This is a genomic window from Marinifilum flexuosum (assembly GCF_003610555.1).
GTDB lineage: Bacteria > Bacteroidota > Bacteroidia > Bacteroidales > Marinifilaceae > Marinifilum > Marinifilum flexuosum.
In genome coordinates this window covers 55,290-76,164 of sequence record NZ_RAPQ01000012.1, presented here as the reverse complement: position 1 = coordinate 76,164, position 20,875 = coordinate 55,290, and the positions used below count along the sequence as shown (strand labels likewise).

The 20,875-nt window shown below is 39.1% G+C and carries 20 protein-coding genes; all 20 read right to left on the bottom strand.

The window, feature by feature from the left end; genetic code table 11:
* Positions 1 to 108 precede the first annotated feature (108 nt).
* The 20 genes from BXY64_RS18420 to BXY64_RS18325 all read right to left on the bottom strand — a co-directional run bounded on the left by BXY64_RS18420 (position 109) and on the right by BXY64_RS18325 (position 20,851).
* Positions 109 to 2,538 (bottom strand): GH36-type glycosyl hydrolase domain-containing protein, encoded by a 2,430-nt coding sequence (locus BXY64_RS18420; RefSeq protein WP_120241450.1) that lies wholly within the window; start codon positions 2,536 to 2,538, stop codon positions 109 to 111.
* A 10-nt stretch (positions 2,539 to 2,548) separates the two neighbouring features.
* Positions 2,549 to 4,168 carry an MFS transporter gene (locus tag BXY64_RS18415; protein WP_120241449.1) on the bottom strand — a complete coding sequence of 540 codons (1,620 nt, stop codon included), beginning with the start codon at positions 4,166 to 4,168 and terminating at the stop codon, positions 2,549 to 2,551.
* A 5-nt stretch (positions 4,169 to 4,173) separates the two neighbouring features.
* Complete coding sequence (locus tag BXY64_RS18410; RefSeq protein ID WP_120241448.1) at positions 4,174 to 4,914, bottom strand: NUDIX hydrolase; 741 nt, start codon at positions 4,912 to 4,914, stop codon at positions 4,174 to 4,176.
* A gap of 648 nt (positions 4,915 to 5,562) precedes the next feature.
* Entirely contained in the window at positions 5,563 to 6,171 is a 609-nt protein-coding gene (locus BXY64_RS18405; RefSeq protein ID WP_120241447.1) for a hypothetical protein, read from the bottom strand.
* Positions 6,168 to 6,584 carry a DUF5675 family protein gene (locus BXY64_RS18400; RefSeq protein ID WP_120241446.1) on the bottom strand — a complete coding sequence of 139 codons (417 nt, stop codon included), beginning with the start codon at positions 6,582 to 6,584 and terminating at the stop codon, positions 6,168 to 6,170. The genes BXY64_RS18405 and BXY64_RS18400 overlap by 4 nt, the downstream gene beginning before the upstream one ends.
* Complete coding sequence (locus BXY64_RS18395) at positions 6,584 to 8,854, bottom strand: hypothetical protein (protein ID WP_120241445.1); 2,271 nt, start codon at positions 8,852 to 8,854, stop codon at positions 6,584 to 6,586. Before BXY64_RS18395 ends, BXY64_RS18400 begins: the two co-directional genes overlap by 1 nt.
* A 2-nt stretch (positions 8,855 to 8,856) precedes the next feature.
* The gene (locus tag BXY64_RS18390) at positions 8,857 to 11,223 is read right to left on the bottom strand and encodes a hypothetical protein (RefSeq protein WP_120241444.1); all 2,367 of its coding nucleotides are present in this window, start codon (positions 11,221 to 11,223) and stop codon (positions 8,857 to 8,859) included.
* A complete protein-coding gene (locus tag BXY64_RS18385; RefSeq protein WP_120241443.1) occupies positions 11,220 to 13,826 on the bottom strand; it encodes a phage tail tape measure protein in 2,607 nt (868 codons plus the stop codon). Before BXY64_RS18385 ends, BXY64_RS18390 begins: the two co-directional genes overlap by 4 nt.
* A complete protein-coding gene (locus tag BXY64_RS18380) occupies positions 13,816 to 14,181 on the bottom strand; it encodes a hypothetical protein (RefSeq protein WP_120241442.1) in 366 nt (121 codons plus the stop codon). The genes BXY64_RS18385 and BXY64_RS18380 overlap by 11 nt, the downstream gene beginning before the upstream one ends.
* A 44-nt stretch (positions 14,182 to 14,225) precedes the next feature.
* Positions 14,226 to 14,555, bottom strand: a complete 330-nt coding sequence (locus BXY64_RS18375) for a hypothetical protein (RefSeq protein ID WP_120241441.1) — start codon at positions 14,553 to 14,555, stop codon at positions 14,226 to 14,228.
* A gap of 32 nt (positions 14,556 to 14,587) precedes the next feature.
* Complete coding sequence (locus BXY64_RS18370; RefSeq protein ID WP_120241440.1) at positions 14,588 to 15,034, bottom strand: phage tail tube protein; 447 nt, start codon at positions 15,032 to 15,034, stop codon at positions 14,588 to 14,590.
* Between the two features lie 11 nt (positions 15,035 to 15,045).
* On the bottom strand, positions 15,046 to 15,399 hold the full coding sequence (gene gp17 / locus BXY64_RS18365; protein ID WP_120241439.1) for a tail completion protein gp17: 354 nt from the start codon (positions 15,397 to 15,399) through the stop codon (positions 15,046 to 15,048).
* Complete coding sequence (locus BXY64_RS18360) at positions 15,399 to 15,908, bottom strand: HK97-gp10 family putative phage morphogenesis protein (RefSeq protein WP_120241438.1); 510 nt, start codon at positions 15,906 to 15,908, stop codon at positions 15,399 to 15,401. The genes gp17 and BXY64_RS18360 overlap by 1 nt, the downstream gene beginning before the upstream one ends.
* Positions 15,908 to 16,234, bottom strand: a complete 327-nt coding sequence (locus tag BXY64_RS18355; protein WP_120241437.1) for a phage head closure protein — start codon at positions 16,232 to 16,234, stop codon at positions 15,908 to 15,910. The genes BXY64_RS18360 and BXY64_RS18355 overlap by 1 nt, the downstream gene beginning before the upstream one ends.
* Positions 16,235 to 16,236: 2 nt before the next feature.
* Positions 16,237 to 16,815, bottom strand: a complete 579-nt coding sequence (locus BXY64_RS18350; RefSeq protein ID WP_120241436.1) for a head-tail connector protein — start codon at positions 16,813 to 16,815, stop codon at positions 16,237 to 16,239.
* A gap of 51 nt (positions 16,816 to 16,866) precedes the next feature.
* A complete protein-coding gene (locus tag BXY64_RS18345) occupies positions 16,867 to 17,217 on the bottom strand; it encodes a helix-hairpin-helix domain-containing protein (RefSeq protein ID WP_120241435.1) in 351 nt (116 codons plus the stop codon).
* A gap of 14 nt (positions 17,218 to 17,231) precedes the next feature.
* Complete coding sequence (locus tag BXY64_RS18340) at positions 17,232 to 18,593, bottom strand: phage major capsid protein (RefSeq protein ID WP_120241434.1); 1,362 nt, start codon at positions 18,591 to 18,593, stop codon at positions 17,232 to 17,234.
* A gap of 35 nt (positions 18,594 to 18,628) precedes the next feature.
* Positions 18,629 to 19,279 carry an HK97 family phage prohead protease gene (locus BXY64_RS18335; RefSeq protein WP_120241433.1) on the bottom strand — a complete coding sequence of 217 codons (651 nt, stop codon included), beginning with the start codon at positions 19,277 to 19,279 and terminating at the stop codon, positions 18,629 to 18,631.
* A 2-nt stretch (positions 19,280 to 19,281) separates the two neighbouring features.
* Complete coding sequence (locus BXY64_RS18330; protein ID WP_120241432.1) at positions 19,282 to 19,557, bottom strand: hypothetical protein; 276 nt, start codon at positions 19,555 to 19,557, stop codon at positions 19,282 to 19,284.
* Entirely contained in the window at positions 19,550 to 20,851 is a 1,302-nt protein-coding gene (locus BXY64_RS18325; protein ID WP_120241431.1) for a phage portal protein, read from the bottom strand. The genes BXY64_RS18330 and BXY64_RS18325 overlap by 8 nt, the downstream gene beginning before the upstream one ends.
* Positions 20,852 to 20,875 lie beyond the last annotated feature (24 nt).

Here is a 20,875-nt window from a genome sequence, read left to right as displayed (position 1 = left end):
AATTATTTGCCGATTGGATTGGGCCAACATATCCTTTCGGCATTTTTTATTTTGATAATTTGCTTGATCATTCATTGGGGTATCATTTTGGCTTAGCTAAATTCGATATTACATGTGAACATCAACCTGGTAATTTCCTTCCGGATGAACAGGAATAAGATTGTCGGTTAACTTTATTCCGTTAATTGAGAGTGATGTTATCCCTTTACAATTCCCATTTGGGTTGTAAATGTTGATATTGTATGTCGATTTTCTAAATTTTCTGATTACCTTAAATTCTTTCCATTCAGAGGGAATACAGGGATCAATTCTTAAGCCATTGTAATCGGGCTGTATGCCAAGAATATGCTGTGTGATCGCATAATAATTCCAGGCAGCAGTACCTGTTAGCCAACTGTTTTTGCCTTCGCCTGGCTTAAAAGCATCTTTTCCTGCAATCATCTGGCAATAAACATAGGGTTCTACTTTGTGCAGTTCGCTGATTTCTTCCAGGTATGCCGGACATATTTTTTTAAAATAATCCCATGCCTGATCTCCTCGTCCCAACAGGGTTTCACCAATAATGATCCAAGGGTTGTTATGACAGAAGATTCCGGCATTCTCTTTATATCCTGCAGGATAAGTAGAGATTTCACCATATTCAATGCGGTATTCGGTAAAAGCAGGATTGTTTAATACAATTCCATAGGGCGTATCCAGCATTTTTTTTACGCTGTTCAATGCTTTTTCCGGCATTCCTTCATCTGCTCCAATTTCGGCCATACTACACCAGCCTTGGGATTCAATGAATATTTTACCCTCTTCATTTTCTTTTGATCCTACTTTATTGCCAAAGTAATCGTAGGCTCTTAAATACCATTCACCATCCCAGCCTTTGCTTTTTACAGCCTCTACCATCTTGTCGATATGGATTTGAGCTGTTCTTGCATCATCCTCTTTGCCAATTTGATTACAGAGTTTTACATACTCTTTGCCATACATCACAAATAGCCCTGCAATCATTAACGATTCTGCAGTATTGCCTTTTTTGTTTCCTGTGGTTTGGAAGGATTCATTCGGATCTTCCGAAAAGCAATTCAGGTTTAAGCAATCATTCCAATCTGCACGACCGATTAATGGCAGTTGATTTGGACCCAGGTTACTCACCACATGATAGAAAGAAACATGCAGGTGATGGAATAAACTTTTGGCTCTGCTTTCATCATTGTCGAAAGGAACTTGCTCATCAAGAATACTATAATCACCCGTTTCCTTAATATATGTTGTTACCGATAGAATCAACCATAGCGGATCGTCATTAAAATCTCCACCTAAGGTATGATTTCCCATTTTTGTTAAGGGCTGATATTGGTGGTAGCATCCACCGTTTTCGAATTGGGTAGCAGCAATATCTAAAATTCGTTCTCTCGCCAGATCTGGTACCTGGTGAACGAAACCAATCAAATCCTGATTGGAATCTCTGAATCCCATTCCCCGTCCAATGCCACTTTCAAAGAAACTGGCGCTTCTCGACATATTGAAGGTAACCATGCACTGATATTGATTCCAAATGTTCACCATTCGGTTCAACTTTGGATCATGACTCTCAAGTTGAAAGCTGTCCAATAGATTCATCCAATACTTTTGGAGCTCATCGAATGCAGTTTCAACCTTTTCCGATGAATCAAACTGACTCATCATTATCTTTGCTTTGTTTTTATTGATAACTCCTTTGGACTCCCACTTTTCGTCCTTCTCATTTTCAACATATCCCAGGATGAAAACAAAATTCTTTTCTTCTCCTGGTTTTAATTCTAAATTGAAATAATGAGACGCAATTGGCGACCAGCCATGGGCAAGACTGTTTTTGGCAGTTCCATTTTCAACTGCCTCAGGATTGTTGAATCCATTGTGCATGCCAATGAAACTCTCTCTGTCGGTATCAAAACCATCAATTTTAGCATTGGCAGAAAAGAATGCAAAGTGATTGCGACGTTCTTTGTATTCAGTTTTGTGGTAGATGGCAGAACCTTCAATTTCTACCTCACCTGTCGATAGGTTTCTCTGGAAATTACTCATGTCATCCTCGGCATTCCAAAGGCACCATTCTGCAAAAGAGAACAGTTTTATTTTTTTAGATTTATTTGAATTGTTCTTTAGTTTTAGAAGATGTACTTCTCCATGATATCCCAAAGGGATGAAGCATAACAGATTTGATGAGATTTCATTTTTACTACTTGTAAATCTGGTATAACCCAATCCATGTCTACATTCGTAATGATCTAGTTTGGTCTGACAGGGTTTAAATCCCGGATTCCAAACTGTATCTTCATCTTTGATGTAATAATATCGTCCACCAGTATCAACTGGAACGTTGTTATATCGATATCTTGTTAATCTACGGAATTTGGCATCTTTGTAGAATGTATATCCTCCCGCTGTATTCGAAATTAACCCAAAAAAGTCCTTGTTCCCAAGATAATTGATCCATGGGAATGGTGTTTTTGGCGAGTTAATTACATACTCTCTATTGGTATCATCAAAGAAACCGTACTTCATAATTCTAAGTTTAAATATTTACTTTTTTATTTTGTTCTACAAGTCTTCTTTGGCCCAATACTGTAGTTATTTCGTTCATCTTATTTTGATTCAATGGATATATTGTCATAAACAATGCTCCCAAGATTGCAATTATTGCAGGTACCCAACTCATTAGCATTTTTATTCCCGGAATTGCATTTTGAATGGCTACCTGATCTTGTCCGTTGTAATGAAAAGCAGCAAGAATAAAACCGATAATTGCTCCTGCAATTCCACCGCCAAACTTGGTAGCAAAGGAACCAGCTGAATATATTAAGCCAGTGGCTCTGCGTCCGTTTTTGAATTCAGAATAATCAGCTGCATCCCCCAACATGGCAAAGAACAGAGTAGGGAATATGGCTGCTGCAAACTCAGAAACAATACCCAATGTGAAAATGGCAGTTGTATCATTCGGTCCACAGAAAAATATGGCCGCATTGGTAATTCCTGAGAAAATCAGGGCTTGAATAAATAAGTTTTTCTTGCCAATTTTTTTGCTTAATGGAGCAGTAATCATAGCACCTGCAATTGATGCAAACATTAAGGCTACCATAAAAGAAGCTGCCAGCAATTGATTGTGTAAATAATGAGTGAAATAGATCACCACAATTCCTTGTTTAATGGAATTGTAAATGCTGAAAAGCAAACCAATTGTTAGCAAAACCAGCCAAGGTTTATTGTGGATCAAATCTTTTAAATCTTTCCAAAGATTATTCCGTTGTTCTTTGGGAGGTTGCACTCTTTCTTTAGTATTCAAAAAAGTGATAATCATGAAGATAGCAAGGAATCCAGACATGAGGTAAATGGAATTACTGTAACCACTTTTTTGATCAATAACAATAATTTTATCCTGACTTAAATTGCTTTCGCCGGTTGCAATAAATGAATATTCCTTATTTGCTTCAATGCTAAAACTTATACTTTGAGATGGAGTGTTTTCTTTTACCTGTTTTGTATCCCATGCGAACTGAGCAATTCCATCTTTGGTCTTGATATTCACATTTTCAACATCGCTTTCGGAGGAAACAATTACATGATATTTTTCGCTTGCCAATTCTTCAACTGTGATTCTTGGATTGATGTTTCCAAAATGTGCAACAAGAAAAAGCAAAGCTCCCTGTACCAACATGCCACCCGCAAAAGCACCAACCATTCGATATGATCCAATACTTGTTCTTTCCTTGTCATCACCAGTCATTACAGCCATTAATGCACCATATGGAATATTGTTGGCAGTATAAATTAAAGTGAAAAGTATGTAGGTGGTATAGGCATATATAATTTTGCCGGTATTGCTTAGATTTGGAGCCGTAAATAATAATGATAAAATTACAGCAAGCGGTATAGCCGTAAATAAAATCCAGGGCCGGAATTTTCCATACCTGGTATTGGTTCTGTCACCTGCAATTCCCATTAATACATCACTTATACCATCGGATGATCTTGCTACCAGCATAAGTAAACCAACCGTAGCAGGGGCAATACCAAATACATCAGTGTAAAAAATAAAGAGAAAGGTTGCTACCCCACGCCAGGCGATATTGGCAGCTCCATCACCTAAGGCATAAGCTATTTTTTCTTGAATTGATATTTTTCGGGATGTATTCATAGAGTCTAGACAGTAAAATCAAACATTTCTTTCTTGGTTTTCTCGTAAACATCTCTACTAAACATGTACAAGCGAGCGGGTTTGTGAGCAACTCCTTTTTGTTTTTCATCTAAAGGAATTAGATATTTCATTCGACCAATTTTCTTTCTGAAATTGCGCTTGTCTAATTCTGTGCCCAGAACCACCTCGTAAACATTTTGTAATTCTGTAAGTGTAAATTTTTCAGGAAGAAGTTCGAAACCAATAGGTTCGTGTTTTATTTTGTTGCGAAGAGCCTTCAGCGCTTCATCAACAATTTGATTGTGATCGAAAGCCAACTCGCCAATCTCTGATAAAGGAATCCATTTTGCAATGCCACATTTTGATTCAACAATGATATCGCGAGTGGAGATTAAAGAGAAGAATCCAATTGAAATGATTCTTTTATCCGGATCCCGACCATCATGGATTAGCCATTTTCTGTCCTTGTCTTTTTTTAATCTGTCGGGATGAGCAAATGCTTTAAATTGTTCCAGGTAAACATTGTCGAGACCAGTTCGATCAAACAAAACACGGTAAGCAGCATCTTCAATGGTTTCGTCTTCGTAAATATGGTTTCCTGTTAAAGTAAGATCAGTAAATTCAATTTCTTTTGTAGATTCATTTGTAAGTGTTCGTTCTACAAGTAGCACTTGAAGTTCGTTGTCGTTGTAGCCAAAAATCACACAGTCTACAGATATATAGTCGTTTAAAGTTCGAGGTATCATTGTTGTAATTAGTGATATATTAGTTTCGTAATTGGTATGTGTAAAAAATACACTAAGTGTGTTTTGATGCTAATGTATAACCTTTTTTGATATTGACAAAAAGTGTTTTTCGATTTTCAGCAATCGTATTCGATAATCTAATTGTAAAAAGTACACTAAGTTGTTCGTGTTTGCTACTGATACAGGATGAATGAATAATCAGCTCTTAAGATTCTTATTTGTAATGATTAAAAATAGCATTAAGGCAAATTGCAGAAGAATATTGATTGTTCTTTAAGAAGAGAACTTGTCTGCCTGTATTTTACTTAGGGTGTTCGATAATGTGTATACAATCGTTAAGAGATTGGCACAGCAGATGTTCTTTTATTATTTATTGCTTAGCAATTAATGTAAGCCAGATATTTTAATTGCGAGGATATAAAACAAAAAAGGGTAGCAAATTGCTACCCTTTCGTGATCCAGCCAGAATTATAACTATATCAATAAAATCAATACTTACATTTAATACGGTACTACAATGGTATCGCAAGAATGCATATAAATTACAATTCAATGGCCTTCAAAAATCAAACAGACATGAAAAAAAACGTGTTCACTTGGAAAATGTTGTGCCTGTTTGGGATGTGGTTTGTTGGTTTCGAACCTTGATTATTTTCTTAAATTACCATCGTTTAAACGGTATTGAAATTTTGCATTTCGTCGGTCGGCAAACCACCAAATAACACAGGTTACTGTGAGGTAAACAATCTGGTTGACTTGGTTTTTAAAAATGCTTACTGCCTCTTCAGCTGTCATTACTTCGCCAGCATCAACAATGATGTTGTAGGCTATCCATGTAAGCCACGATGTTAGGATTACAAAGTAGATTGTTAGTCCTGGGCGAATGGCAGTTTTCAAAAAATCGACAATGCCCAATAGGAAAACTAAAATGCAGCCTAGCCAAGTAGTCCAAGGGGAATCGAATAGTTTTGCAATTATTTCATTGCTTATATTTCGCTTGCCTTCCTGCTTTATGGCTTCGTGGTAAATTTCATTGTCCGATTTAGCCAACTCGCCTTGCACTTGTGTTTCTGTTATTTGAATGTTGGCTTCAGTTTCGGCTTTCATGGCTTCGGTGTTGGCTTGAACCATTGCAATTTCGTGCTGGTTCTTTAACTTCTGCATTTTAATATTTGCAAATGTTGTTAGAAAGTTTCCTATTAAACCAGTGAGTACACCGCCTCCAGCTGAATTGATAAAATCTCCAATTAAACTCATGTGATTGTTAATTTAAAGGGTTGATTATTCATTAAATTTCTAAACTTATTTACCGTAACTCTTGAATTGAGTATGGCACGTTGACCAGCTAACCAGCCATGCTTTTGGCCCAAACCTATGCAACCAGCCGAGTGTGTTTTGTATCCTTTGGTTTTGTCGCCTGCAAAATTCAGCGGATGTATTAGTATCAGCATTCTGCCTTTTACTCCAGTAACATGATAATGATATCCGTACTTACGCGACCAACGTGGCACTACTGTATAAGTACCAGGTGGAATGCACGACAAACCTTGCTTGTTATCTCGCCAAGGTAATTCGAGGGCGAAACAAGAAAAACCCAAAGCAGGACAGGCCCATATGCCTATTGTGCCTTGGTCGGTTTTTTCGAATCTGTGGAGGTAGAATGTTTTCATTAAAATAATCTTCTCAAAGTTCTATCTATTGATTTCTGATCAGTATAGCGTAGGTAAGTTACTCCTCTGCTATTTCTATAAATCTGCATCCCCCATGTTATTTTTGTGTTATGATTCTCATCTAAAGTATCATCAAGCCATGCCCTGCGCCAATTTACACCATCAGCAGATAAGAGAATATAAGCTTCTCTTTTATTGTCCTGTGTGTCAGGATCGAAGTTTGTTGCTTCTCGATGAAAACAGAAAAAGAAGAAATCTCCATCCCTTGTAACAGCTCCACTACCTGCATGAGTTAACAAACTTTCATCATCTGCACTTAATTGATATATAGAATAAAGACTATTGGTAGTAGGCGCAGAATCGTTTTTGAGTTTAAACAAGCCATTAACACCATTTCCCCCACCGCAATCACTTCCAAGTAATATCCATTCACCTATACACTTGAGTGTAGTGAATTGAAGATTTTCACCAAGAAGATTTTCATCTTGATACAAACCGATCCTTGTCCATGTGGTATCTTTTAATTTTATCGGATTAGATCCACTTGCCGTACCACCTGCTAAATCCGGTGCGGTATTCCAGTCATCGCAATACCAAATTGCTGTGTAACTTCCTCTTATCCACGTAGAATCCCCTGTTGTTACATATATTCGGTTATGCACCCAGTCATAACACACCGCATGAACGTGCATGTATGAATAAGGGTAAGAGGCAGTGCCAGCAACAGGGCGCTCAAAATCTCGTTTTTCAGGATAATTGGCATCTAATTCTGAATAATCCCAGCCTGAAGGGTGCATTAAAGGATATGCCCCTGCGCTTGTGGATTTGTGAGGATTGAAAATTACTCGCCAAGAATTTCCATAGTCATTACTTGCCCATACTCGACCGCCTACGCCCTGATCTGCACGTTCTGAGATGATCACCACATTTTTATAGTTATCGAATGACCACACATCCGTAAGTGTTCCACCTTTAATTGTGGGAGAGCTATCGGGGTGTGATGTGTAAACCCAACTCAATGAAAACTGCTTGGTGCTTACTCCATTAAGATCAGATTTATAAATCACTCCATGTAAAGTAGTGTTAGCCCCTTGCGTATGAGATACATTGGCGCAATAAATAACCTCTCCGTTATCCAACTCCTGAGCGTCGGTTATCATTTCACACAGTGCGTCTGGGCATTCTGTCACCAAAAACAAAGAACTATCAATGTCACTATCCAAGTAATTGTCTTTAATTATATCTGTCTTGTATAATTTCTTTCCCAAACTCACATAGAACATATCTGATCTTTTTCCACAATCATGTAAAAACAAATCCTCTCCATTTAGCTTTGGCGTGAATTCTAACCCTGCGGATATTTCTTTAGTATATTTATCCTGATGTTCAGTTACCACATTATAATTTTTCCCAGAAAAGGAAATGTTATTGGCAACCAAATAATCAACATCTATTAGAATATAACCACTAGAAAATTGAACTTTTTGAACACCTACACCTTCTAACGTTTTGGTAATCGCGCTGAATGTAGTTGTATTCTCAGAAGTTCTGAACTCAATAATCAGTTGATTATTTTCATTGAAAGAGAATGTTTTGATAGAATATTGCTTAAAATCATCCTTATCAAAAAAGACTATCTTTTTTATGGCTGAATCAAGCACGATACTATCACTAACTTTATGCATTTGCATTCTCACAACAGCAGGATTTACACCATAAAAATCAAAAGATTTTAAAGTACTATCAGTTATAGCATTGTACAAAGTGTCAAGGTTCAATACATCCCAATTAAGAATGATATCACCTTTTAATAAATCTCTATAGGTTGATTCTATGGTTAATTTATGATTTTTGATTCCTGTGTGTGAGTTAGAAGCCCCCATAAAAGAAGCAACTTTTTCGAATACTCCTGGAGAAGACTCTACAGAAAATTCAATGGTAATAAATCTGCCCAAATAATAAACTTTGGTAAACTTACTTATTAACAATTCTATTTTGACATTAGACACTATCTCTAAACCAAGTATAAATTGGTTTATTTCTTTAACTATTACAGGTGTTAGATTTGTATTTCCGGTGTTAATAAATGCTGTATTTTTGAATACCGAATGATTCAATGATTGCAGAGCATCTATAGATAAAGAGCTTTTTTTATCTTCTAAATCTATTTTAATATTCGTTATTCCCCTTCCTTCAGCATCCAACTTTCTATTTACATCTTCGTGTAACAATTCTTCAACAGTCGATATATCTTTTCTTGTAACTCCCATATCTAAATATTTTCAATTAATACACTTCCGTTATCTTCCAATAGATCGGCACCATCATACAACCAAAAATACCCTTCCAAAAATTCTTCGATTGTTTCTTGGTTTGCTGTTTGGTCGCTGCTGTAAACCATTATTGGCATACTGGTTTGCAGCTCGTCGCCTTCAATATCTTTAAAGAATAAATACTTTTGAACCTCTGGTAATGCATACTCAATAATTTCAGGGCCACTTAACCAGGTCTTTTTCCATCGGCGTGGTTGTGCTGGATCAAAGTCGGCAAGGTTCTGAAAATCGGTATGCCAATAGCTTGCATTGGTAATGTCAAACACATCTTTTGTAAGCTGCGGAAATATGATGTAATTGCCATCATCAATTGCATTAGGGCCAAACACATTTAAAACCGAATCGGAAATACTGCCGATAAACATTGCTTCCAGTTCTCCTTTTATTGGGTAGGTTGGTAATTCTAACCATTCAACACCGCTCCACTCCGAGTTACGTGCTGAATAGGAACATTTTCCCATTAAAAATTTACGGTCGCCACTTCCAACATCACTCAATATGCTTCCTCGGTGCAGTACATCTGAATATAAGTTTGCATTAATTTTAAATCGCGGCACCGCAAATCCTGCCACATATTGCAATGCCATAAGGTTTGCCAATTTATCTTGTTTACCATTGTACTGCCATAGCTTCGTATGCCATCCGTTTGAAAGCAACATGCCGCCCGCAAATGCATTTAATGTATTTGGAAAATCCGGAAGGTCAACAAAATCTAATTCGTATGTAGTTGGTATTAGATTGTTTCTACCATCAACAACAACAACCGATTCTACTTTATCTTCGTATTGCTCGTATTTAGAATTTAAAAATTTTATACTTGCTTTTTTAAAGAATAAAGTTGGGAAATCACCCCATTTTGCTGACCATAGTTGTATTATAAATTTTCCATCTTGTGGTACACTGTGCGATCTTATGTTTAGTTTAAATGTATTGCTTAATTCGGTGTTGTGTATATCTTCCCAAAGGATATCAACAGGTGTGGCACTCCATCCATCTTTGCCCAGATACGATTCGCAAGTGGGATTTACAAAATCATCGGTAATTCTAACGTTAAATTTTACATCTCCGCGAGTTGGTTCCCAAGTGCCTAAGCCTGTATATGTGTTATAAACTATTTTACCAATTGTAAATTCAAGTTCTAAGTCGAATGCATCGTAAGAGCTACGGACTACCAAATCTTCGTGGTGCATTTCCACCGCATAGTTATCAACTGTTGGTAGTTCGTAAAGTAATACGCCTTCATGCTCCAGCTTGTATCCTGGATGTGTTAGCCACCAGTTGTGCAAATAGTATTTGAAGCCTTTACTAACTGGGCGATTTTCCCATATTGGTTCAAAGGTGTCTGGATCTCTCCTGAAAATAGGCAAGGTGTGAACTACTTCCTCTTCGGTTGCTTGATCGAATGTTTTTTCAGTAATCTCACCATTTCGCAAGCTGTTTTCTAGCTTATAATAATTTTGTGTTAATCCAAATTGTTTCCATGATGGCAAGGCTTCCAACTGTGCTCCTGCAACTTTTAGTTTGCAAAAATTGCTTTGGTGTTGGTCGGTGGTTTGTATACTTAAATCTACTTGCTCGTTTGCCAACGGATTGAAATTGGAATCGAAATGCCGAAGGGTGTGCACTTTGTCTAATTCGGGAATTTGCTCAATTACCCATTTGCCCTCGCGTTGCATCATCCTGCTTTCTGCCGACAATAGCAACTGTTCTAGGATCTCATCGCAATAGGTTGCATCTTCTTTATCATCGAGATAATCAAACTTTTTAAGGGTATCTAAAAAATGGATGTTGCTGCCGCTCGATACTTCGTAAATTTCATTTACTACATCAATTTGCAAATCAAATCCGATTTTATCGAGTATGTGCTTTATGGTGTTTTTAATGGTTTGATTTCCTCGCAAATCAAAAGTTAAATTCTTTAATAAACCGATACCATCAACGGCACGTAAATTCACTGCAAATGGTGGTTTGTTGTATGGCTCTTTGTATAGGTCTACCACAAACCAATATTTGCCATCTAAAACACCATCGTACTTTACTTCGCAATAGTGTTTTTTCATATCGGCAGAAAACATTTCGCTGAATCGCAAGCGTTCTTCGGTAACCAGACTTAGCAGAATGTCGCTGCCTTGTAATGGCTCAAATGGATTGTCGGATACATCACCAGCGGATAGTACCAACGGATCGGCAGTGTATTTCTCAACCAACTCAACCGAACCGGTATAGTTTTTTTGAAATATATCTACCTCACATTTCCCTTTTAATCGGGTATCGAATTCAATATGCCATCTTTTGCCGTATGTCATGATCTTGTGTAGCCTATTCGTTTATTGGTTTGATCAATTACTCCTTTCAATGCATCGCCTTTGGCATACAATTCAATTCTGTCAGGATATCCACTAGCTGCGTTTCCTGCATAGGCTGGTGCAACTGGGCCTGCTTGTATGCTCATTGTATTTCCTCCAGATGTGTCGCCTCCTGGTCCTGCACTCAATATTCCCTTAACCACACTGGCAGCGGCTACCAATGCAGCTCCAGCGGCTACGGCGGCCCACGGATTTGCCAATAATGATTTAAAGGCAATGGCTGCCACACCTGCGGCTATCAATGATTTACCAAATGATATACAGAAATCTGCTACTGATATCAGGATGTTATTGAAAAGGTCGCTTAAGTTTCCTGTGCCTGCGCCTATGGCTTCCAAACTGGTTGAGAAGGCATCGACAATGCCCATTACCATTGATTGAAATGCCTGATTGATTTCTACAGTAATGTTTAAAAGTTCGTCGCGTGTTTTCTTTACCCACTCCATTTGTGCTTTCATTCCGGATAAATCCAAAGCAAATCGATTTCCGCTGCCTGTTACACCGCTGGTAACTTCATTGCCTTGTAAATAATTCCTGTCTTTTTCGAATGATGACGAACTGCTTTGATTCTGAACAATCTTTGTTTGTTCGTTTAGTAAATCGCCTTGCTCTTTAATTTTATCGGCAATCAAAGTTTCCATATGAAGGCGTTTGTTTAGCAATCCTTCATATGCGCTTTCTGTTTTTTGTATTTCCTGATTTAACTCTGCTTGCTTCTTTTCAGCTTTTTCAGCCATCATATATATCGGATCACCCTCGGATGAGCTTTGCTTTAATGCTCTTATGATTTCCTCGAAGGTTTCGGCTTGTCTTCCTAAATCGCTTAAATAGCCATCTACTTTTGCATTTTTTCGCATGTGAGTAAACGACTCGGTTATTGTTTTGATGTGATCGGCTTGTTTGCGATACAATGAGTTTAATTCACTTTCTTTTGCGGCTGCATCTTCCTGTATAATCATTAAGCGAATTCTATCTTTATACTGATCATTCACCAGTATTAATCGCTTTTTGATTTCGTCTAATCCAACTTTTTCGGTATCTATCCCTTTTAAAAATGCAGGGTATTTTTCATTGATTTCTTTAATGATTGTAGCGCGAGCACTTTCATTATCGTTGGCGGTGATTAATGATTTAACCAACAGGTTTAATTCTGTTCGTTCCGATTTTAATTTTTCTGAAGCCGATTGCTTGCCCCATTGTTTTTGTGCTATAACTACTGCACCAATGGCAGCGGCAACGCCAAGCAATAAGGCTGGTATTGGTGTAATAATGGCACTCATGGCTCCACCAACCGCCATAAAACCTTTTATGGCTCCAGCCAATGAAGCTATAACGGATACCGATTTCCCAACCACAATCAACAATGGGCCAATTGCAGCTACTGCCAATCCTATTCCAACAATCCACTTGCGTGTGGTTTCGTCCAGGTTTGCAACCCATTTTGCTGCACCCGATACAATATCGGCCAATTGTGTGGCTATTGGCATTAGGGTTTTTCCGAGTTCAATGCCTGCGGTTTTTAAATTGACAAGGGCCGTTCTAAATTTGAAATCGGCGGTTTTCGAAACGTTTTTAAATCCTTCATCTACAATGCCGTTGGCGTTGTTTAGGTTGGTAACAATTTGTGAGTAATTTTCGGCTTGTGCGCCAGCTGTACCAAGCACGTTTGCGAGTGCTCTGACATTTGGTATCAGCTTCGACAAGCCTTCATCGTTGCCTCTAAATTTCTCCATCAGCACTCGTAGCGCATTTGCTAAACCACCCTTTTGCACTCGGTCGCGCAACTGGGCAAAGGTCATGCCAATAGATTTCAAGGCTTCTTTACTTTCGGCGGTTGGTTTTATTAATGCCGACATAACACCACGCAGGCCAACAACGGCCTCTTCGGCTCCAACTCCTAATCGGGTAAAGGTGGCAATGTTGGCACCTACCTCCTCAAAGGAGATTCCCAACTGTGCGGCCATACCAACTACACGCCCCAGTGTTGGTGCAAGGTCGCTTGCTTCCAAATTCCCTTCCCGAACAATGGCGGTTAGGGTGTCGGTGGCATGTGCTGCGCTCATCATTTCGGGGCCATAGGCTTGCATAACGGCGGTTACGGCTCGTGCAATTTCCTTGGTTTCGCCCAGTCCGATATTGGCGGCTTTTGCCGCCATCTTCACAACATTCATGGCGTGAGCACCTCGCAGACCTGCCGAGGTTACAACAAATGAGGCTTCACTCATTTCTTGCTGCATCAATCCTGTTTCTGAAGAAATGGCTTTTACTTCATGTTTAAGCTCGGTTAATGCCTTGCCTCCAATACCAACAAGGTTTTCGATTTTCGAGAATGATACATCTAAACTGTTAGCCATCATAACACCAGCGGCGGCAATGGCTGCCATTGGTACGGTATAGTTTCGGGCCATACTTTTTCCAGTACGTTCCATTTTGCGCGAAAAGCGTTGCATTTTCTTTTGCGCTTTCTCAATACCACTCATAAAGGCTGCGGCATTGGCTGCAATCTTTACGGTTAATGATGCTATTGTTTTTTTACCATTCATACTTCTCTAAATCTATTCCCCAGGCATTGGCACATGTTTCCAGTTCTTCTTTTGTCATGAGGTTTTCAACAATCAACTCTTCGGATTCTTCGGCATCCCACGGTAGTTTTAATAGTTTTTTGGGGTCTACTGATTCACCACCAAAAGATGACATTAATGCTGCCGTGCTCCATCGTGCTGAGTTCCATTGTTCTTGGTTCAGGAAATCAACTCGCTTCCATTGGGCCTCTTCTCTTGCGTTTTGTAATTCGGTAAATCCGAGGATTACTAGTACTACTTCAGCAAATGAGAATTCCCAAAATATTTCGGGTTGTATTCCTACCTGTCCGACACAGGTTTTAAACAGGTAATTCAATGTAATTTCCAGCCCACCGCTGGAATCTTCATCGGTGGGCTGGTTTAGTTTTTTTCACCTGTATCGGCATCTTTGGAGTATTCCTCCATAATCTTTTCAAATTGGGCGGTATCATCCATAATGTCGAATACATCATCAATGGTTAGTCCAGGATCATCAAGTTTTTCTTTTCTGGCTCCATTAATAATCCCTGATAATATCAACTCTGCAATTGTTTCCATCTGTTGCATATCAACATCGTCAGGTTTATCCATCATTTTTTTTAAGCATTTCTGAACATCAGGAATATCGATTCCTACTCTGTTTTTTAAATTTCGAAATGCGGACATACCAAATGCCACAGAGTATTCTTTATTGTCTAATTTAACTTTCATGCTGTCTGATTGTTTAAAAGTTAATTACTTGATTAAGCAACTGTTTTAATCTCAAAGGCTCCAGTTCCCTGAAGGCTTAATGATTCAGTTACTTTATCGTTATCTTTTGCAGAATCTTTTACATTCTTAATGATGTACTTGGCCTCAATGTACTTTTCGCCTGTAGCGGTACCACCACGTTTTACTGTAATAATGGTACCTGCTTGCATTGCTGCAATTGCTGTGTACTTATCCAAGTATTGTTGTGCTGGTGCAATTTCGTCGGTACCTGGTTTATGAAGTCCATTCACATTTAAATCGTGCTTCATTCTTCCTGCCATGTACTCGGTAGCTTCGGCAGGTGTATGCATGTCGGTAATCTCAATCATGTCACGCTCAAAATTTTGATCGTGATCTGTAATTCCTGCATACAAATAGCTGGTGCCATCAAAATCGAAGCTCAACAATAACTTATCACCTCTTATATTTTTTCTTGCCATATCAATAGTTATTAGCGAATAATAATTTTATAGTCCAATTGTTTGCCGCTTACTCTGCGGTCTTCAATATTCGAATCGCGTTCGTCTATCAAACGAATGCTCGCAACATCTACACCGCCAATTATTCCCGATTTGCGCTGTAATTTGTCGTAGATGGATCCACAAAGAGATTGTACCTCGATGTAGGTTTTTGCATATACATTGATTTGTACCCTATGCTCGAAATCATTGGTTTCATACATATCGTCGTTTGGTTCACTATCGATAACCTGATATGTGGCAAATGGCAATGCTTGGGCTTGTGCTCCAACTATTGGCAATAGCTCTATATCTGTTATCAGTGCTTGTAAAACTTCGTAAACCATTATTTCAATGTTTTCTTAAAATGATCATGTACAATTTTTCCTAATTCATCGCCCAAAACGTCTAATACTTCGTCTTTTGTTTCGTCGTAGGCTGGTCGCATGTATGGTTGTGCTGGCTGACCAGGAAAAAACTTGCCTTTTAATGGGCCTTTTTTCACGGTGTAGCCATCGGTTCCGAACTCTGGAAAGTGTGCATACCATGCATCGTGTTTTCTTTTTCGGCCTCGCGATACTTTCGGACCTACAAATGTTGTAGGATTCGTTTTGTTCCTCCCTTTAATAGTTCCTATCGATTTCTTTAAATCGCCCGGATGAATTGTGCGGCGTTTGCCATACCAGTCTACTCTGGTAATATTGGAAACTGGTGCTTTGCTTTGTGCTGATTTTACCAATGGTTTAGCGGCTTTTCGCTGAGCTTTCAAAATCATTTTAGAGCTCATTTTGTGGGGTAGTTTTTTTAAACTATCCATCAATTCATCTAATCCATCAATTTCTATTTCAGCACTCATTATTCATCCTTTCTATCTGTCGATTCGGTATAAAGAATTATTTCATCGGGCAGGGTATCGTTTATTGCCGTAATGTTGTAGGCTTCATCATCCAACAGTACTCGCATGGTTTGCTTTATTCCTGGTATTTTGTCTATTACAAAATCGATTTTGGTAATGGCTTCAATCTGCTCATTTGCTACCTTTTCAGATCCATTGTTAAAACATCGCTTTGCCCAGGCTTTTGCAAATTCTTCCCAAACTTGTGTGGGCTGTCCTGCTGCATCTTTACCAGTGGCAAATGTCTGAATCGTAATTAGTGTATCTCGTTCTCCTATTGTTGCCATTATTAAAATCCGTTTGGAATTTTTCTCAAACTCATGATATCATCGGCGGTTTTTGGTACTTCGTTTGCCGTTTTTCCTACTACAACTTCCTCCCTGTTTCGATACCAATGTGCTGTCATTAAAAAAATGGCGGCTTTATCCAACTTATTCAAAGCTGCGGCATCGGTGTATCCTGCCTCAAATTCAATAGTAACTGCATTGATAATATTGGCAGTTGTAGGCCAGCTTTTACCAAAGGCAGGCGATAAACGTGCAGGCTCACTCGCTGCATCCAACTTCACATCTTGCACGTTTATTTCCTGCTCGGCTCCCAGTGAATCAATGTACCTTACTGACTGCACACTAATCACCGTGCAGCGCATGATCTCGATAATCCCGTTTACTGGAAACTTATCAAGTGTAAGTTGCCAGGTTGATTTGGAGATTACACGGCTGGTTTGCTCCTGGAACCTTCCAATAGCTGCCATTAAGTATATGCCTATCATGTCATCTTCGTTGTTGTGAAGTACACGCATATGCTTTTTGGCTTCGGCTACTGTAATCAGTTCTTCGGTGGCTGGTGTTATTAGTGTGTATGCCATTTTTTGTTGTGTTTCGGTAGGACACGCCGTGGCGTGTCCCTACAATACATCTTATTTTAATGCCTCCAGAATTTCTTCAGCCTTTTTCGGGCCAATTCCTTCAATCTCAGTTAAGTCGCCAAACGCTTTTACAGCCTCAATGGTTGTTAAGTCGTTTTCTATCAACAAATCTCTCGAAGGGAAATCCAATGGTAATTCACCATCTTTTGGTGGCTCTGGCTTTTTTTCTTCCTTTGGCAATTCTGGTAATTCCTCACCCTCGATTGCTTCGGCATAGCCTGCATTGATTAATGCGTGACAGGCTTTTAAGGATAGTGTTCTTACTCCTGGTATAACACTTATAATGTCACCACCGATATTCATTACACAACTTTCCGTTACTAATACTTTATATCCTTTCATGATTTACCTCCTTACTATGCTAACTGTAAATACTTAATTGGATGGGTTCCTGCATCGATCAATGCACCATCATGTCGAGAGAATAGAACAAATACCGTTTGATTTTTAAGCGCATTAATTTCGCCTAATCGCTTCAATGATGCATTTGTAACATCACGAATCAGGTATTTCTCAATATCACCAAAAGCAATTGCTTTAGCACCTGTTGCTATATCAGGCATATCATTGTTAATGATATATGGCTTTCCTAAAATTGTGTTTGGTGCTCCATCTACCATACCTGGTTGCCACAATGGTCTACCATCGTTATCTTTCAATAAACGAATAGCAAGCAAGGTGTTATCGTTGAACATCCATTTACCATTTTGGCGGTAACTTGAATCAACTTTATGCAGTAGCTTTACTAACTCGTCTGCAACAATGGCATTTGTGCCAGCTGCGGTTAATCCTAATGTGGCATCTTGTAAGAAACCTTTTGGTTTGTTGGTTCCATCGCCAGTAGTATAATGCTGGTTTGTAATTTTGAAAATACGCTGTGCAGCAACTCTTGCAATGTATCCTTCCAAATCGAATGCAGAATCTTGCAATAATTCGTTACTAACTGGAATTGCTTTCGAACTATAAGTGTATGCTCCAATTTGCTTGTTACCAAAAGCAATATCTTGTTCGTTAGTGTTATCTGTTGGATTTTCACCAATCAACTCACCCATATTGGTTGTATCATCCATTGTTGGATAGTTGATGGTATTACCATTCTCGGTAGTCATTACTGTTGCTCCAGCGCGAACACCTCCTAAATATTTTAATGCTTCCTCAATTTTAGTTGCCATTGAAGTTGGTGCCAAATATCCACCTGCGGAACCTGTACCAGTTCCCATCGCACGCATTTCCTTATCTTTCGAATCAAGGATTTCTAAATCTTCCTTAGAACAACGAGCTTCACCACCTACTGCCCAATTTTTAAAGGCTTCATTGTAACGCTTTTCGGCCTCTTCCTCGGTTTTGCGCTCTTCTTTGCCCTCAATCTCCTTACCTTCAGCTTTGGCCTTCGCTTTTCTCGATTCCAAACTCACTTCAAGCATTTCAATTTGGCCTTTCAGTTCATCGGCTTTCGAGCGATACTCGTTATACTTGGTGGTTTCATCCTCGGTTAAGGATCGTTTTTCGCTTAACTGAACATCTACAAGGGCATCCATCTTATCCAAACAATCGCCTCTTTGCTCTTTAAAGTTTCTGATATTGTTCTCAATATCAATTAATGCAACTGGTGCAATCATAAATGTTGCTCCGGCTGCCACATCAAACACTGGCAATCCTGCCACGATAAGTAACAAGGCGATAATCACACTCGCTACTATTGCAAATTTTTGTTTCATAATTTTTACTAATTTTTGAATTATTACCTAGTTAATTATCTCATGCGTTCTATTTCGAGTTTGCGCTTTTCGGCTTCAGCTTCGTAAGTGTCGAAAGATCTATTGTCCTTTTTCCATGCTTCGTATGATTCCTTTGCGCCTTCGTAGCCGCGAGCATCTACGGTGGTATCCGAATAGGCTGGGTTTACTACTGGTGCAACATCAATCAAGCGAGTAAATTTCGATATGGTTCTAACTTCGCCATGTTCAACATCATCTTCCCAAATGTCTTCGGTTGTGCCACGAGGCCACGAAAAAGAGGAGTGCTGCACTAATCCACGCTTTACATTTTCAAGTAGGTCGTTTCCTGCGGTGGTAGTTGGTGCTTCGAACTCGTAAAAGGCTCCTATATCATCTACTCCCATAGTCATTTTAGGGGTTCCAATTGTGCGCCCTACTATATGGTCGAAGTTGTGGTTGAACAATGCCACGATATCATCGTTTGCAAAATCGATATCGTCGAATGCTCCTGGCTTAATTTTTTCTTTGAATCCCCAGCCGATTGAACGTGAAAGGGTGTTAAACTTGGCAAAGTACCCACGAATCATTCGTGAATCTTCCTGCCCATCACGAGTAACCAACTGCACAGTGTTTTCGAAAATCCTGCGCTCTGGCCCTGTTTGTTGTTGTTTCTTCTTATCAGTCATGATTACATGAGTTTTTCAATGATTATATCTAGTTTGGCATCAATGCTGCCTACTATTTTGTCGTCTGCTTTGCCATCTAGTCTATGGTGTACAACCTTAAATTTGTCTTCGGTTGTTTTTTCCAGGTGCTTGTGTCCTTCTGCCAACTTGGTGTGGTTTCTGGTTAATCGGATAACGAAACCAATTACCGCAAAAACTATGGTTGTTATTGCGCATATTACGCTCCACATGCTCCAGTTAATCGGATCGGCAACAATTTGCACTGTTTCGTTAATCATTGTTACCTCCTTTTGTTTCTTGCTTAAGCTTTTCGGCTTCGGCTAGTTGTTTGAGCACATCTGCTTGGTATTTTTCTTTGATAACCGAAAGCGGAATGTTTGCGCCTTGTATGTATCGCTCGTCGCCTCCTTCGAAAGTGTTTTCGCCTTCTAGTTGTAGAATTTTGTTAGGCGAGAAAGCACCAATACTGAACATCTTTGAATAAAACTCGCCTCGTGCTTTAATATCGCCACGTAATAATGAGTTTAGATTTAATCTGGTAAACAGTTCGCCTTGTTCGTTTTGGCGGAATATTTTTCGGTTAAATTCTCCCTCAATTCTCTTTACCCAAGGTCGAATACAATCGGTTACAAACTCTATTGATTGGTGCTCGATATTGTTATTGGTTGATTTGCTTAAATCGCCCAGCTTGTGCGGAGGTATGCGTAGTACTCGTGCTACTTCGATTAATTGGAATTTACGTGATTCTAACAGCTGCGATTGTTCAGGCGAAAGTGTCATTGGCTTGTATTCCATGCCAGCTTCTAAAATTGGTTCGCTCCAATGGTTATCGCTTCCTGTGTTTCTTTCTTTCCACGATTTCTTGATTCGCTCGAATGACTCATTTGATAATTTCTCAGGTGTGGTAATTATTCCTTTGTAAATACCACCATTAGCGAAAAATTTACTGGACAGTTCTTGCATTGCCAATCCCGATCCGATGCTTTCTCGTGCGATATCGGTAAGGGCTACGCCTATCAATCCATCTTTTACGAATCCTTGTATGTGGATCATATCCATAAAGTAGATTGGCTGGTCTAAGCCTACTACTTTGTACCACATTTCGCCTTCCTTCAGAAATGGGAAAACTTTTTGTTTGTGGATGATTTCGAATCCTAATACTTTGTTGAACTCATTGCGGATGATGCGAGCGTATGCATTGCCCCACATTATCGCCATGTTTATCATGGTTTCGCGGAAAATGAAACTGGTGTATAAGTGATATGGTGCGGTGTGCACCAGGTATTGCAGGTTGTGATTGTGTGCTATTTCTTGGTTGCCGCCTTCTAATCGGCGATGCACGTTAAAGGATAGTGAGGCAATGGTTTCGGCTATTACGCGAACTCCAGCTGTTACAGCAGAAAAGCCTATTGCTGTTTCTTGGTTTACAATCTGACCGCTTTTACTTTTGCGACCGCCGAAAAAGATGTCAAGTATATCGCTGCTTGCATCTTTTAGGGAAAAGCTTTGAGTATCGCTGTCCCCACTTCGATACTCAAAGACTGTCTTTCCAAACAATTTCACTTTTCCCATACTTCTAACCCTAAATTTTACCTA